General features: G+C 73.4%; 10 protein-coding genes. 7 read left to right on the top strand and 3 right to left on the bottom strand.

What is annotated here, in order from left to right; all coding sequences use genetic code 11:
* Window positions 1–54 precede the first annotated feature (54 nt).
* The 3 genes from EV567_RS04625 to EV567_RS04615 form a co-directional block, all read right to left on the bottom strand.
* On the bottom strand, window positions 55–1,518 hold the full coding sequence (locus EV567_RS04625) for a glutamate synthase subunit beta (protein WP_130437273.1): 1,464 nt from the start codon (window positions 1,516–1,518) through the stop codon (window positions 55–57).
* Window positions 1,511–6,112, bottom strand: coding sequence for a glutamate synthase large subunit (gene gltB / locus EV567_RS04620; RefSeq protein ID WP_130437272.1), 4,602 nt, complete (start codon window positions 6,110–6,112; stop codon window positions 1,511–1,513). Before gltB ends, EV567_RS04625 begins: the two co-directional genes overlap by 8 nt.
* Window positions 6,113–6,491: 379 nt before the next feature.
* Window positions 6,492–7,223: a VIT1/CCC1 transporter family protein gene (locus EV567_RS04615; RefSeq protein ID WP_130437271.1), complete on the bottom strand. Its 732-nt coding sequence runs from the start codon at window positions 7,221–7,223 to the stop codon at window positions 6,492–6,494.
* A 260-nt stretch (window positions 7,224–7,483) separates the two neighbouring features.
* On the opposite strand from EV567_RS04615, the gene EV567_RS04610 reads away from it, so the two are divergent.
* Genes EV567_RS04610 through EV567_RS04580 form a run of 7 tightly spaced genes read left to right on the top strand, consistent with a single transcriptional unit; the run spans window position 7,484 to window position 15,685 of the window.
* Window positions 7,484–8,542, top strand: coding sequence for an ADP-ribosylglycohydrolase family protein (locus tag EV567_RS04610; protein ID WP_130437270.1), 1,059 nt, complete (start codon window positions 7,484–7,486; stop codon window positions 8,540–8,542).
* Window positions 8,539–10,149, top strand: a complete 1,611-nt coding sequence (locus EV567_RS04605) for an ADP-ribosylglycohydrolase family protein (protein ID WP_165430300.1) — start codon at window positions 8,539–8,541, stop codon at window positions 10,147–10,149. The genes EV567_RS04610 and EV567_RS04605 overlap by 4 nt, the downstream gene beginning before the upstream one ends.
* Before the next feature lie 8 nt (window positions 10,150–10,157).
* A complete protein-coding gene (locus tag EV567_RS04600) occupies window positions 10,158–11,387 on the top strand; it encodes an ADP-ribosylglycohydrolase family protein (protein ID WP_130437269.1) in 1,230 nt (409 codons plus the stop codon).
* Window positions 11,375–12,754 (top strand): ADP-ribosylglycohydrolase family protein, encoded by a 1,380-nt coding sequence (locus EV567_RS04595; protein WP_130437268.1) that lies wholly within the window; start codon window positions 11,375–11,377, stop codon window positions 12,752–12,754. Before EV567_RS04600 ends, EV567_RS04595 begins: the two co-directional genes overlap by 13 nt.
* Window positions 12,751–13,644: a ribokinase gene (gene rbsK, locus EV567_RS04590; protein WP_130437267.1), complete on the top strand. Its 894-nt coding sequence runs from the start codon at window positions 12,751–12,753 to the stop codon at window positions 13,642–13,644. The genes EV567_RS04595 and rbsK overlap by 4 nt, the downstream gene beginning before the upstream one ends.
* Window positions 13,641–14,861 (top strand): CaiB/BaiF CoA-transferase family protein, encoded by a 1,221-nt coding sequence (locus tag EV567_RS04585; protein ID WP_130437266.1) that lies wholly within the window; start codon window positions 13,641–13,643, stop codon window positions 14,859–14,861. The genes rbsK and EV567_RS04585 overlap by 4 nt, the downstream gene beginning before the upstream one ends.
* Window positions 14,858–15,685: a CoA ester lyase gene (locus EV567_RS04580; RefSeq protein WP_130437265.1), complete on the top strand. Its 828-nt coding sequence runs from the start codon at window positions 14,858–14,860 to the stop codon at window positions 15,683–15,685. Before EV567_RS04585 ends, EV567_RS04580 begins: the two co-directional genes overlap by 4 nt.
* Window positions 15,686–15,771 lie beyond the last annotated feature (86 nt).

Genomic DNA, 15,771 nt, shown 5'->3' with positions numbered 1-15,771 from the left:
GCAGGCGCCGTCTGTGTTCCGCACGCCGTTGTACGGGACGTCTGTGAGGTGCCGTCAGACCGTCAGGGCGCGGTCCGTCGGGCGGATCGGGGCCGGCAGGTCGCTGGCTCCGCTCAGGTGGCGGTCGACGCCGCGGGCGGCCGAGCGGCCCTCCGCGATCGCCCACACGATGAGGGACTGGCCGCGGCCGGCGTCGCCGGCGACGTACACGCCCGGGACGTTGGTCTGGAAGTCGGCGTCGCGGGCGATGTTGCCGCGCTCGTCGAGCTCCAGGCCGAACTGCTCGACCAGGCCGTTCTCGCGGTCGGTGCCGGTGAAGCCCATGGCGAGGGTGACCAGCTGGGCGGGGATCTTGCGCTCGGTGCCCGGCTTCGGGGTCAGCTTGCCCTCGATGAACTCCACCTCGGTGAGGTGAAGCCACTGGACGTTGCCGTCCTCGTCGCCCTCGAAGTGGGTGGTGGAGACGGCGTAGACCCGCTCGCCGCCCTCCTCGTGCGCCGAGGTGACCTTGTAGAGCATCGGGAAGGTCGGCCACGGCTGGGCGACCGCGTTCCGCTCCTCGCCCGGGCGGGGCATGATCTCCAGCTGGGTGACGGAGGCCGCGCCCTGGCGGTGGGCGGTGCCCACGCAGTCCGCGCCGGTGTCGCCGCCGCCGATGACGACGACGTGCTTGCCCTCGGCGGAGATCGGGGGCGCCACGAAGTCGCCCTCCTGCACCTTGTTGGCCAGCGGCAGGTACTCCATGGCCTGGTAGACGCCCTTGAGCTCGCGTCCGGGGACCTGCAGGTCGCGGGCGGTGGTGGCGCCGGCGGCGATGACGACCGCGTCGTAGCGCTTCTTCAGGTCGGTCGCCTTGAGGTCGCGGCCGATCTCCACGCCGGTGCGGAAGCGGGTGCCCTCCGCGCGCATCTGCTCGATGCGGCGGTTGATGTGCCGCTTCTCCATCTTGAACTCGGGGATGCCGTAGCGCAGGAGGCCGCCGATACGGTCCGCGCGCTCGTAGACGGCGACGGTGTGGCCGGCCCGGGTCAGCTGCTGGGCGGCGGCCAGACCGGCCGGGCCCGAGCCGATCACGGCGACCGTCTTGCCGGACAGACGCTCGGGCGCCTGCGGGGCGACGTCACCGGTCTCCCACGCCTTGTCGATGATCGAGACCTCGACGTTCTTGATGGTCACCGGCGACTGGTTGATGCCGAGCACGCACGCCGACTCGCACGGGGCCGGGCACAGCCGCCCGGTGAACTCCGGGAAGTTGTTCGTCGCGTGGAGCCGCTCCGAGGCGGCCCCCCAGTCCTCGCGGTAGGCGTAGTCGTTCCACTCGGGGATCAGGTTCCCCAGCGGACAGCCGTTGTGGCAGAACGGGATGCCGCAGTCCATGCACCGGCTGGCCTGCTTGCTGATGATCGGCAGCAGCGAGCCGGGAACGTAGACCTCGTTCCAGTCCTTGATGCGGACGTCGACGGGGCGGGACTTGGCGACCTCACGCCCGTGGTTCAGGAAGCCCTTCGGGTCAGCCATTGATCGCCGCCTCCATCATCTTCTCGGTGATCTCGGTCTCGGAGAGACCGGCCTGCTCGGCGGCGACCTTGGCGGCGAGCACTGCCTTGTACGTGCTGGGGATGATCTTGCTGAAGCGCTCCACGGCGTCGTCCCACTCGGCGAGCAGCTTCTCGGCGACCGTCGATCCGGTCTCCTCGGCGTGGCGGCGCACCACGTCGTGCAGCCACTGCTTGTCGGTGTCGTCCAGGGCCTCGATCGCGTCGACGTTGCCCACGTTGACGTTGTCGCGGTCCAGGTCGATGACGTAGGCGATGCCGCCCGACATGCCGGCCGCGAAGTTGCGGCCCGTCTCGCCGAGGACGACCGCGTGACCGCCGGTCATGTACTCGCAGCCGTGGTCGCCCACGCCCTCGGAGACGACCGTCGCGCCGGAGTTGCGGACGCAGAACCGCTCACCGGTGCGGCCGCGCAGGAACAGTTCGCCGCCGGTCGCGCCGTAGGCGATCGTGTTGCCCGCGATCGTCGAGTACTCGGCGAGGTGGTCGGCGCCCCGGTCGGGACGGACGATCACACGGCCGCCGGACAGGCCCTTGCCGACGTAGTCGTTGGCGTCGCCCTCCAGGCGCAGCGTGACGCCGCGCGGCAGGAAGGCGCCGAAGGACTGGCCCGCGCTGCCGGTGAAGGTGATGTCGATGGTGTCCTCGGGCAGGCCCGCGCCGCCGAACTTCTTCGTCACCTCGTGGCCGAGCATGGTGCCGACCGTGCGGTTGATGTTGCGGATCTGGACCTGGGCGCGCACCGGCTGGGCGTCGGTCGCGGAGTCCGCGGCCAGGGCGTCGGCGGCGAGCTTGATCAGCTCGTTGTCGAGCGCCTTCGCCAGGCCGTGGTCCTGGGCGACGACCTGGTGCATCGCCGCGCCCTCGGGCAGTTCGGGCACGTGGAAGAGGGGCTCCAGGTTGAGGCCCTGCGCCTTCCAGTGGTCGACCGCCCGCGTCACGTCGAGGACCTCGGCGTGGCCGACGGCCTCCTCGATGGAGCGGAAGCCCAGCTCGGCCAGCAGCTCGCGGACCTCCTGCGCGATGAACTGGAAGAAGTTCACCACGTGCTCGGCCTTGCCGGTGTAGCGCTCGCGCAGCGTCGGGTTCTGGGTGGCGATGCCGACCGGGCAGGTGTCCAGGTGGCAGACGCGCATCATGACGCAGCCGGAGACGACGAGCGGCGCGGTCGCGAAACCGAACTCCTCGGCGCCGAGCAGCGCGGCGATGATCACGTCGCGGCCGGTCTTGAGCTGGCCGTCGGTCTGCACGACGATCCGGTCGCGCAGGCCGTTGAGCAGCAGGGTCTGCTGGGTCTCGGCGAGGCCGAGCTCCCAGGGGCCGCCCGCGTGCTTCAGCGAGGTCAGCGGGGAGGCGCCGGTGCCGCCGTCGTGGCCGGAGATGAGGACGACGTCCGCGTGCGCCTTGGACACGCCCGCCGCGACCGTGCCGACGCCGACCTCGGAGACCAGCTTCACGTGAATCCGCGCCTGCGGGTTCGCGTTCTTCAGGTCGTGGATCAGCTGGGCCAGGTCCTCGATGGAGTAGATGTCGTGGTGCGGCGGCGGGGAGATCAGGCCGACGCCGGGGGTGGAGTGCCGGGTCTTGGCCACCCACGGGTACACCTTGTGGCCGGGCAGCTGGCCGCCCTCGCCGGGCTTGGCGCCCTGGGCCATCTTGATCTGGATGTCGTCCGCGTTGACCAGGTACTCCGAGGTCACGCCGAAGCGGCCGGAGGCGACCTGCTTGATCGCGGAGCGGCGGGCCGGGTCGTACAGGCGCTCCGGGTCCTCGCCGCCCTCACCGGTGTTGGACTTGCCGCCCAGCTGGTTCATGGCGATGGCGAGGGTCTCGTGCGCCTCCTGGGAGATGGAGCCGTACGACATGGCGCCGGTGGAGAAGCGCTTGACGATCTCGGAGACGGGCTCGACCTCGTCGATGGAGATCGGCTGCCGGCCCTCGCTCTTGAAGCCGAACAGGCCGCGGAGCGTCATGAGCCGCTCGGACTGCTCGTTCACACGGTCCGTGTACTTCTTGAAGATGTCGTAGCGGCCGGTGCGCGTGGAGTGCTGGAGGCGGAAGACCGTGTCCGGGTCGAACAGGTGGGGCTCGCCCTCGCGGCGCCACTGGTACTCGCCGCCTATCTCCAGGGCCCGGTGGGCCGGCGCGATGCCGGACGCCGGGTAGGCCTTGGCGTGGCGGGCGGCGACCTCCTGGGCGACGACGTCGATGCCGACGCCGCCGATCTTGGTGGCGGTGCCGTTGAAGTACTTCTCCACGAAGGCCTCGTCGAGGCCGACGGCCTCGAACACCTGGGCGCCGCGGTAGGAGGCGACGGTGGAGATGCCCATCTTGGACATGACCTTCAGGACGCCCTTGCCGAGGGCGTAGATCAGGTTGCGGATGGCCTTCTCGGCCTCGATGTCCGACAGGAAGGTGCCCGCGCGGACCAGGTCCTCGACGGACTCCATGGCCAGGTAGGGGTTGACGGCGGCGGCGCCGAAGCCGATCAGCAGGGCCACGTGGTGGACCTCGCGGACGTCGCCGGCCTCGACCAGCAGGCCCACCTGGGTGCGCTGCTTGGTGCGGATGAGGTGGTGGTGGACGGCCGCGGTGAGCAGCAGCGACGGGATCGGCGCGTGCTCGGCGTCGGAGTGCCGGTCGGACAGGACGATCAGACGGGCGCCGTTGTCTATGGCGGCGTCGGCCTCGGCGCAGATCTCCTCGATGCGGGCTGCCAGCGCGTCGCCGCCGCCGTGCACCCGGTACAGGCCGGAGAGGGTCGCGGCCTTGAAGCCGGGCATGTCGCCGTCGGCGTTGATGTGGATGAGCTTGGCCAGCTCGTCGTTGTCGATGACCGGGAACGGCAGGGTGACGCTGCGACAGGAGGCCGCCGTCGGCTCCAGGAGGTTGCCCTCGGGGCCCAGCGAGGAACGCAGCGAGGTGACGAGCTCCTCGCGGATGGCGTCCAGCGGCGGGTTGGTGACCTGGGCGAACAGCTGGGTGAAGTAGTCGAAGAGCAGTCGCGGGCGCGAGGAAAGCGCGGCGATCGGCGAGTCGGTGCCCATCGAGCCGATCGGCTCGGCGCCGGCCTTGGCCATCGGCGCGAGGATGACGCGCAGCTCCTCCTCGGTGTAGCCGAAGGTCTGCTGGCGGCGGGTGACCGAGGCGTGGGTGTGCACGATGTGCTCGCGCTCGGGCAGGTCGACCAGCTCGATCTCGCCGGCCTCCAGCCATTCGGCGTAGGGGTGCTCGGCGGCGAGCTGCGCCTTGACCTCGTCGTCCTCGATGATGCGGTGCTCGGCGGTGTCGACGAGGAACATGCGGCCGGGCTGCAGCCGGCCCTTGCGGACGACCTTGGCGGGGTCGATGTCGAGGACGCCGACCTCGGAGCCGAGGACGACGAGACCGTCGTCGGTGACCCAGTAGCGGCCGGGGCGCAGGCCGTTGCGGTCGAGGACGGCGCCGACCTGGGTGCCGTCGGTGAAGGTGACGCAGGCGGGGCCGTCCCAGGGCTCCATCATCGTGGAGTGGAACTGGTAGAAGGCGCGCCGGGCCGGGTCCATGGAGTCGTGGTTCTCCCACGCCTCCGGGATCATCATCAGCACGGAGTGCGGCAGCGAGCGTCCGCCCAGGTGAAGGAGTTCGAGCACCTCGTCGAAGGACGCCGAGTCGGAGGCGTCCGGCGTGCAGACGGGGAAGATCCGCTCGAGGGCCTTGTCGTCCGTGCCGAACAGGTCCGAGACCAGCTGGGACTCGCGGGCGCGCATCCAGTTGCGGTTGCCCTTGACGGTGTTGATCTCACCGTTGTGCGCGACGAAGCGGTACGGGTGGGCGAGCGGCCAGCTCGGGAAGGTGTTCGTGGAGAAGCGGGAGTGGACCAGGGCGACGGCCGAGGCGAAGCGGCGGTCGGACAGGTCGGGGAAGAACGGCTCCAGCTGGCCGGTGGTGAGCATGCCCTTGTGGACGATGGTCCGCGCGGACAGCGAGGGGAAGTAGACGCCGGCCTCGCGCTCGGCGCGCTTGCGCAGCACGAAGGCCTTGCGGTCGAGGGCGATGCCCTCGCTGGCGCCGTCGGCGACGAAGATCTCCCGGAAGGCGGGCATCGTCGAACGCGCGGTGGCGCCGAGGAGCTCGGGGGCGACGGGGACCTCGCGCCAGCCGAGGACGGTGAGGCCCTCCTCGCCGGCGATCGTCTCGATGCGCGAGACGGCTTCCTGGGCGCCGTCCTCGGGGAGGAAGGCGATGCCGACGGCGTAGGAGCCGGCCTCGGGCAGGTCGAATCCGGCGACCTCGCGGAAGAAGGCGTCCGGGACCTGGGTGAGGATGCCCGCGCCGTCGCCGGAGTCCGGCTCGGAGCCGGTGGCGCCGCGGTGCTCGAGGTTGCGCAGGACGGTCAGCGCCTGCTCGACCAGCGTATGGCTCGCCTCGCCCGTCAGAGTGGCCACGAATCCGACGCCGCAGGCGTCGTGCTCGTTGCGGGGGTCGTACATACCCTGCGCAGCAGGGCGAGCATCCATGAAGGACCAGTTTCGGCCATTCATGGAGTGCTGGGACGGCTGGCGCGGCGTACGCATCGGCTCTCCCGTCGTCGTCAAGTGGCATATGCAGATTGCCGAGGGACGACGTTGGCCCTCTGCGTCGGTGCAAAATTTCGTGCAGGTTACATGATGGAGCGGTTCTCGGGAAGCGGATACTCCGTTCCAACATGCGGACACCGTGGGGGTGCGGAGGGGGTACCGCGGCACGGCTCGAAGTATGTGGGTGCCGGTGCGGACGGGGATCGATCGGATCGGTCCATCGGCGGTGGAGGCGGAGGGAGCGGCGTCGCTCATCCCGCGGGTGCACGGCAGGCGTCATTGCCCACAGCGCTTACGGCTCATGCCCGGTGGTCATGCGGTCGAAACCAGCGAGTAACGGCTACTTATGCGCCCTCTCGCATAAGTAGCATCCGCGTCATCCTACGGCGGTTCCGAACAGGCTGCCCAGGGCGTACGTCACACCGGCGGCCGCTCCTCCGAGGGCGAGCTGGCGCAGGCCGCTGTACCACCAGCTGCGCGCCGTCACCCTGGCCACGACCGCACCGCACAGGAAGAGCCCGAGCAGCGCGAGCAGCACGGCGGGCCACAGGGCGCTCGCACCCAGCAGATACGGCAGGACGGGCAGCAGCGCGCCGAGCGCGAAGGCGCCGAAGCTCGACACGGCGGCGACCGCCGGCGAGGGCAGGTCGCCGGGATCGATGCCCAGCTCCTCGCGGGCGTGTATCTCCAGGGCCTGCTCGGGATCGCGCGACAGCTGCCGTGCGACCTGCCGGGCGAGGGAGGCCTCGACGCCCCGCGCCTCGTACAGCGCGGCGAGCTCCGCCTCCTCGTCCTCGGGGTGCTTGCGCAGCTCCCGGCGTTCGACGTCGAGCTCGGCCTCGACGAGCTCGCGCTGCGAGGCGACGGAGGTGTACTCACCGGCGGCCATGGAGAACGCGCCGGCCGCGAGTCCGGCGAGCCCGGTGAGCACGATGCCCGCACGGCCGACCGACCCGCCGGCGACGCCGGTCATCAGGGCGAGATTGGAGACCAGACCGTCCATCGCACCGAAGACGGCGGGACGCAGCCAGCCTCCGTTCACGTCGCGGTGGGTGTGGTTGTCACGGTGCGCCTCGTGCAGCGCGGCTTCCGTCTCGATGATGGCCACGGGACTCCCCCATAACTGAGCCTAAGCTAACTTTGGACGTCTTCTACCCTTTGACAACGTCCACCCTACGGCCGGGATTCCCCGCCCGCCAGCAAGGAGAGGCTGCCTTAACCTGCGCTTTCTCTGGTTTCGCTCACCTGAACGACTCGCTGTCGACCGGGTGACATGGCGGCCGCGCAGGCTCAGGTCAACCGCCGACGGTGGGACACATCCGCAAAGGGCTCCGCGCCCGTGCGCAGCCCCCTCAGGAGAGGCCCCGTATGGCATCGACCGCCTGCATCACCTCGGTGACGGCGCCGGGGGACGCCGTCGGACTGCGCGAACGGGCCCGCGGCGCGTTGCTCGGCCTCGCCGTCGGAGACGCCCTCGGCGCACCGGCCGAGAACATGAGGCCCTCGCAGATCCGCGCCCGCTGGGGCCGCGTCACGGGGTACGTCGCCGAGAAGCCTGCCGGCACGGACGACACCGAGTACGCGATCTTCTCGGGGCTGCTGCTGGCCCGGCACGGCTCGGCGCTGACCCCGGCGCATGTGGAGGCGGCCTGGCACCAGTGGATCGCCGGCCGCGCCGAAGGGCCCTTCCGCGGGGCGGGCTTCAGCGAGCGCGGCACCCTGGAGAACCTGCGCCGGGGGCTGGCCGCGCCCGTCTCCGCCCAGCACCGGCACGCCTGGAGCGACGGCCTCGCCATGCGCGCGGCGCCTTTCGGCGTCTTCGCGGCCGGCCGGCCCGCCGAGGCGGCCCGGCTCGTCGCCGTCGACGGCTCGGTCAGCCATGACGGCGAGGGCATCCACGGCGGGCAGGCGGTCGCGGCGGGGGTCGCGGCGGCGATGGCGGGCGCCTCCCCGGTCGCCGTCGTCGCCGCCGCGCTGGCCGTCGTTCCCGAGGACTCCTGGACGGCCCGCTCCCTGCGCCGCGCGGTCACGGTCGCCCATCGCGGCGAACGGGCGGTCCGCTCGGCCGTCGTGATCGGCGGCTATCCGTGGACCGACCTGGCCCCCGAGGCCGTGGCGCTCGCCTTCGGCGCGTACGCGGCGGCGGACGGCGACTTCCGGGACGCCGTGCTGACGGCCGTGAACATGGGCCGTGACGCCGACACCACGGCCGCGGTGGCGGGCGCGCTGGCCGGGGCGACCCAGGGCGTCTCGGCGATCCCGCCCGAGTGGGCGGCCCCCATCGGCCCGGCGCGCGGCACGTGCCTGCCCTCCATGGCGGGCCACCACATCCTGGACGTGGCGGAACTGCTGATCCCCGACGAGGACCGCCGATGGGACACCACCGGCTCCACCCCCGCCCCCCACAAGGCGGAGGCCCTCTCATGACCCCACCGGCCCCCTGGACCGAAACCACCCCACCGGCCACGCACCCCACCGAACCCACAGCCGCACCCCCACCGGAGAGGACCACACCCGGGGCAACGCCGGACGACGCCACGCTCACTGCGCCACCGGACGACGCCGCACACACGGCACCTCCGGGCAAAGCCGCACCTGGGGCACCACCAAAAGACGCCACACACGCGGCGGTCGACGCCGCACTCACAGCACCGCCGGACAGCCCCCCGCCCCTCGCCCAGCCGGACGGGGCCGGACCACCCCCGGCAAAACCGAAAGAAGCCGCACCCCCCGCACCGCCGAAAGAAGCCGCACCCCCCGCACCCTCAGCGCAGCCCCACGGACTCGCGGTCGCCGACGGTGGGGGCGCTCCACAGGGGCCACCCGCACCCGGCGACGAGAGCCGCACGGGCGGTGCGGGTGGGAAACACCCCCCGGCCGAAGGCGAAGCCGAGGCCGTAAAGCCGCCCGCCCGCCGCCAGGCACCCCGCACCGAGGGCCTCCTCCTGGGCCTGGCCGCAGGCGACGCCGCCGGATGGCCCGCCGCCCGCCACCGAGCGGCCCGCATGCCGGAGTGGACCCGCCGCCTCACCCGCGAGCTCGACACCTTCGCCGAGCAGAACGCGACGACCACGCTCCCCGTCCCCATCGCCCTCAACCAGTCCCCCGAGCCCCTCCGCCTCGGCCCCTCCGACGACGCCGAATGGGCGGCCTTCGCCGCCGAGGCCGTCCTGCGCGCCGGCGACGACACCGCCCTGGGCGACCTCAGCCGGGACCGCCGGATGCGCGCCGCCATCGACCTCACCTGGAACGCCCTCGCCGCCGAGGTCGCCGCCGCGGCCGAGCGCGCCCCGGAGGCCGAGTCGGCCGTACTGCCCCTGCGCGCCCGCATCTCCGTACGGGCCGGGCTGGGCAACCTGGCCACCGGTCTGCGCCCGCCCGCGACCGGGCACGACAACCCGCACTACTTCGACGACGCCGCCTGCGTACGCGCGTGCGTGCTCGCCGTGGCCCACCCCGGCGACCCGCGACGGGCCGCCGACCTCGCCGAGTTCGACGCCCGCTACACCCAGGACGGCGACGGCGTGCACGGCGCCCGGGCGATGGCGGCGGCGCTCGCGCTCGCCCTGGCCGGCGCACGGACGCGGGAGTGCGTGACGGCCGCCCTCGCCGAACTGCCCGAGGAGACGGAGATCGGCCGCAACGCCCGCCACGCGCTGGAACTCGCGCACCGCGCGGAGAGCGCCTTCGCGCTGGTGCCGCTGCTGGAACACCAGATCGTCGACCACGTGTACAGCTACGGCGTCGCGGCCGCCGAGACCGTCCCGGTGGCCCTGGCTCTCACCCTCGCCGCCGACGGCCGGATCGCCGAGGCGGTGCCGGCGGCGGCCTGTCTGTCGCGGGTGGCGGACTCCGCCCCCGCCCTCGCGGGCGCGCTCACCGGCGCGCTGGGCGGCGCCGCCGCGATCCCCGACTCCTGGCGCGCGGCCTGCCGCACCCTCTCCGGCTGCGCTCTCCCCCGCCTCACCGACACCGACCTCGTGGAACTCGCCGGGCTCCTGGAAACCACGCGACCGGCCCCACCGGAGGGATGATTCGGGCCATGACCCCCGAAAACCGGAGAACACCCCGCACACCACCCGAAGCGCCACCCGAAGCACCCCCCGGCGGGCCCCGCGGTCCCGGCCCGGCGCTGGAGGAGCGCGTCGTCGGCGCCCTCGTCGGCGCGGCCGTCGGCGACGCCCTCGGCGGTCCCGTCGAGGGCTACTCCCCCGACCAGATCCTCCAGCGGCACGGCGGTCGCGTCCACGGCGTCGTCGGCCCGTGGCACGGCGACGACTGGCGCACGGCCCGCCCCGTCGCCCCGTACCACAAGGGCGACGGGCACGTCACCGACGACACGTTGATGACGCACGCGCTGGTCCGCGTCTACGCCATGGTCCGCGACCACCTCGACGCGTACGCGCTCGCCGACCACCTGGTCCCCGACCTGATGACGAACCCGCGCTGGATCCCGGAGCTGGAGGCGGAGACGCTCCCCCTGCACCGGATCTTCCTGGCGGAGAAGTGGCTGGTGGCACGGCTGCACTACGGCCACGTCGACCCCCGTGAGGCGGGCGTCGGCAACATCGTCAACTGCGGGGCGGCGATGTACACGGCCCCCGTCGGCCTGGTCAACGCCGCGAACCCGGCGGCCGCGTACGCCGAGGCGATCGATCTCGCGGGCGCCCACCAGTCGTCGTACGGCAGGGAGGCGGCCGGCGTCCTCGCGGCGGCGGTCGCGGCGGCCTCGGCTCCGGGGGCGACGCCGGACTCGGTGGTGACGGCGTGTCTGGCCCTGGCGAAGGACGGCACCCGGACGGCGATCGAGAAGGTGTGCGAGACGGCGGCCCGGTACACCGACTTCGAGTCCGCCCTGGCCCCGCTGCGCGCGGCCGTCGCCCCCTACGACACGGTGGGCCCCGACTACAGGTCCCCGGCTCCCGACGCCCGCCGTCCCTCACGTGTGCGCGCGATCGAGGAACTCCCCGTGGCGCTGGGCATGCTGGTGGTGGCCGGCGGCGACTACCGGCACGCCGTCCTGGGCGCGGTGAACTACGGCCGCGACTGCGACTCGATCGCGACCATGGCCGGCGCGATGGCCGGCGCGATGGGCTCCCCCGTCCCGGACGAGTGGTCCAAGCGGGTCGCGGAGGCGAGCCAGCTGGACCTGTGGGAGCCGGCCCGCACGCTCACGGAGGTCGCCCGGGAGGTCTTCGCCCGTGACGTCCGCGCCCGCCGGGCACACGAGAGCGCCTTCGCCGCCCTCGGAGGCACGCGATGCTCCGACTGACCTGGGCCCAGCCTGAGGACCTCCTCGGCCACGAGCTCCGGCAGGCCGCCCAGGACGGCCGCAACGCCTCGGCCGTCGCCGCCGTCGCGGCCCGCTGGAAGAGGGCCGGCGGCTGGGATCCCCCGGCCCGGGCCGGTGCCTCCCCCGAGCCCGCCTCCCCCTACCTCCGGCTGCTCGCGGAGGACCTCCTGGACGAACTGGCCGACCTGCCCGCCGCCACGTCGGAGGACGAGCCCACCGACCTGGACGGCGTCCGGCGCCTCTGCCCGCACTGGCCCCGCCCGGCCGCCGCGGCCCCGGCCCCGGCCGTCACGCCCGCCGCCCTGGAAGCCGCCTGGCTCGGCCGGGCCGTCGGCTGCCTCCTCGGCAAACCGGTGGAGAAGCTGCCCCTCGACGGCATCCGCGCCCTCGCGAGGTCCACCGGGAACTGGCCGCTGAACGGGTACTTCACCGCCCGGGGCGTCCCGGCCGACCTGCTCGCCGCGCACCCCTGGAACCGCCGCTCGGCCGCCACGTCCCTCGCCGAGAACATCGACGGCATGCCCGAGGACGACGACCTCGACTACCCCCTGCTCAACCTGCTCCTGCTGCAACGCCACGGCCACGCCTTCACCACCGCCGACGTCGCCCGGCTCTGGCTGGACGAACTCCCCGCCGGCCGCGCCTTCACCTCCGAACGCCTCGCCTACCGCAACCTGCTGTGCGGCCTCGAACCCCCGCGCACCGCCCGCCACCGCAACCCCTTCCGCGAGTGGATCGGCGCCCTCATCCGCGCCGACATGCACGGCTGGACCAACCCCGGCGACCCGGCCGCCGCGGCGGAACAGGCGCACCGCGACGCCACCCTCACCCACACCGCCAACGGCGTCTACGCGGCCATGTTCACGGCCGCCGCCATCGCCACCGCCGCGACCGGCACGCACGACGTCCACGCCTGCCTCGCCGCCGGCCTCACCGTCGTACCGCCCCGCTCCCGGCTGGCCCGCGCCGTCACCCACGCCGTCCGGCTCGCCCGGTCCCACGACGACTTCGACACCGTCGTGGACGAACTCCACACCGCGTACGGCGCGACCCACCACTGGGTCCACGCCGTCCCCAACACCGCCCTGCTCGCCGCCGCCCTCACCCACGCCGACGGGGACTTCACCGGCTCCATCACCCGTGCGGTCGCGGGCGGCTGGGACACCGACTCCAACGGGGCCACCGCCGGCTCGGTCGCCGCGCTCCTCGCCGGCGACCCCGCCGCCCTCCCCGACCGCTGGACGGCGCCCCTGAAGAACCGCCTCGCCACCTCGGTCGGCGGCTTCGACGGCGCCGGCTTCGACACCCTCGCCCACCTCACCCACCGGGAGGTCGCACGCCCATGACCGACATCGTCGTGCTCGGCAGCACCAACATGGACCTCGTCGCCTACGTCGCGAAGCCCCCACAGCGCGGGGAGACCGTCACCGGGCGGGAGTTCCGCACGGTCCCCGGCGGCAAGGGCGCCAACCAGGCGATCGCCGCAGCCCACGCGGGCGCCAACGTCTCGATGATCGGCGCCGTCGGCAACGACGCCTTCGGCTCCCGGCTGCGCTCCACCCTGGAGCACTCCGGCGTCGACACCGACCACCTGCGCACGGTGGAGGGCCCCTCCGGCACCGCGCACATCGTCGTCGACGACGAGGGCGGCAACGCGATCGTCGTCGTCCCCGGCGCGAACGGCACCGTCGACCACCTCGTGCCCGGCGACGAGGCCCTCATCGCCTCCGCCGACGCACTGCTGCTCCAGCTGGAGGTCCCCCTCGCGGCCGTCGTGGCCGGCGCGCAGGCGGCCCGCGCCCACGGCGTGCGGACCGTCCTCACGCCCGCCCCCGCCCAGCACCTGCCCCCCGAACTCCTCGACACCACGGACCTGTTGGTGCCCAACGAGCACGAGGCCACCATCCTCACCGGCCGTATCGACCCGCGTGAGGCCGCCCTCGCCCTCCTGGACAGCGTCCCGGAGGTCGTCGTCACCCTCGGCGCGTCCGGCTGCCTGTACGCGACCCGCGGCGCCGAACCGCTGACCGTCCCCGCGCCTCACGTCACCGCCGTGGACTCCACCGGCGCGGGCGACACCTTCGTCGGCGCCCTCGCCGTGGCCCTCGGCGAGGAGCGTCCCGTGCGGGAGGCGCTCACGTGGGCGGCGGCCGCGGCGGCGCTGTCGGTCCAGCGGTGGGGAGCGTCGGCGTCCATGCCGTACCGATCCGAGATCGACAAGCAGCACGCCTCATGACCGGGACCCGGACGGCCGCCGCGTCCCCGGCGCCGGCCCCGCTGCACGGTCTGCGCGTCCTGGACCTGGCCACCCTCTTCGCCGGCCCCCTCGCGGCCACCATGCTCGGCGACTTCGGCGCCGAGGTCGTCAAGGTCGAGCACCCGGACAGGCCCGACCCCTCCCGGGGGCACGGCCCCGCCAAGGACGGCGTCGGGCTGTGGTGGAAGCTCCTCGGCCGCAACAAACGCGCGATCACGCTGAACCTGTCCCGGCCGGGCGGCCGGGCCGCCCTGCTGCGCCTCGCCGCCACCGCGGACGTGATCATCGAGAACTTCCGTCCCGGGACCCTGGAGAAGTGGGACCTCGGCTGGGAGGAACTGTCGGCCGTCAACCCCCGGCTGATCCTCACCCGGGTCACCGCCTTCGGCCAGTTCGGGCCCTACGCCCACCGCCCCGGCTTCGGCACCCTCGCCGAGGCGATGAGCGGCTTCGCCGCGATCACCGGCGAACCGGACGCGCCGCCGACCCTGCCGCCGTTCGGCCTCGCCGACTCCATCGCGGCCCTGGCGACGGCGTACGCCGTGATGACGGCCCTCGCCGCCCGCGACCGCACCGGCGAGGGGCAGGTCGTCGACATGGCGATCATCGAGCCGATCCTGACCGTCCTCGGCCCCCAGCCCCTCTGGTACGACCAGCTGGGCTACGTCCAGGAGCGCACCGGCAACCGGTCCGCCAACAACGCCCCGCGCAACACCTACCGCACGGCGGACGGCGGCTGGGTCGCCGTGTCGACGTCGGCGCAGTCGGTCGCCGAGCGTGTCATGCGGCTGGTCGGCCGACCCGACCTGATCGACGAGCCGTGGTTCACCACGGGCGCCGGCCGGGCCGCCCACGCCGACGTCCTCGACGAGGCGGTCGGCCGCTGGATCGCCTCGAACACCGTCATCGACGTCCTGGCCGCGTTCGAGAAGGCGGAGGCGGCCGTCGCCCCGGTCCAGGACGTCCGGGACGTGATGACGGATCCGCAGTACCAGGCGCTGGACACGCTCACCACCGTCGACGATCCCGAACTGGGCCCGATCCGGATGCAGAACGTACTCTTCCGGCTCTCCTCGACGCCCGGATCGATCCGCTGGGCCGGCCGCCCGCACGGCGCGGACACCGAGACCGTCCTCGCCGAAGCCGGCCTCACCCCCGCCGACCTGGCCTCCCTGCGCGCGGAGGGCGCCCTGTGACCTTCCCGCTCACCTGGCTCTACGCCCCCGGCGACCGCCCGCACGTCGTCGCCAAGGCCCTCGGCTGCGGCGCGGACGTCGTCGTGATCGACCTGGAGGACGCGGTCGCCCCGGACCGCAAGGAGTACGCCCGCGCGGCGACCGCCGAACTCCTCGCGGACGCGCCGCCGGTCCCGGTCCACGTCCGGATCAACGCCCTGGACGGCCCGCTGGCCCCGGCCGACCTCGCGGCGGTGGCCGGACTGCCCGGAGTCTCGGGGCTGCGGCTGCCGAAGGTGACCTCGCCGGGGCAGATCACCCGGATCGCGGAGGCGACCGCCCACTCGGGCGGCGGCGCGCCCCCGCTGTTCGCCCTGGTGGAGACGGCCCTGGGCATCGAGCACGCCCACGCCGTGGCCTGCGCCCACCCCGCCCTGCGCGGCATCGCGCTGGGCGAGGCGGATCTACGGGCCGACCTGGGCGTACGGGAGGACGCGGGGCTCGACTGGTGCCGCTCCCGTGTGATCGTCGCCGCCCGGGCCGCCGGTCTGCCCCCGCCGCCGCAGTCCGTCCACCCCGACACCCGCGACCTGGAGGGCCTGGCGGCCTCCTGCGCCCGTGGCCGCACCCTCGGCTTCCTGGGCCGCGCCGCGATCCACCCCCGTCAGCTGCCGATCATCGAGCGGGCCTATCTGCCGACGCAGCGGGAGCTGGAGGAGGCGGAGACGATCGTGAAGGCGGCGGCGACCGAACAGGGAGCACAGGCCCTCCCGGACGGCCGCTTCATCGACGCGGCGGTGGTGGCCGCGGCCCGGCGGACGCTGTCCCTGGCCCGCAGCTGCTGAACCCCGGCCCCGACACGCGGTGAGGGCGCCCGGAGACCCCGGGCGCCCTCACCGTCGTACCGCCTCATCCGGCCCTGTACCTGTTC

Source organism: Streptomyces sp. BK239, assembly GCF_004217285.1.
In the GTDB taxonomy this organism is placed as follows: Bacteria; Actinomycetota; Actinomycetes; order Streptomycetales; family Streptomycetaceae; genus Streptomyces.
Note: the sequence above shows the minus strand (reverse complement) of the source record. Positions and strands in the feature narration are given on the sequence as shown.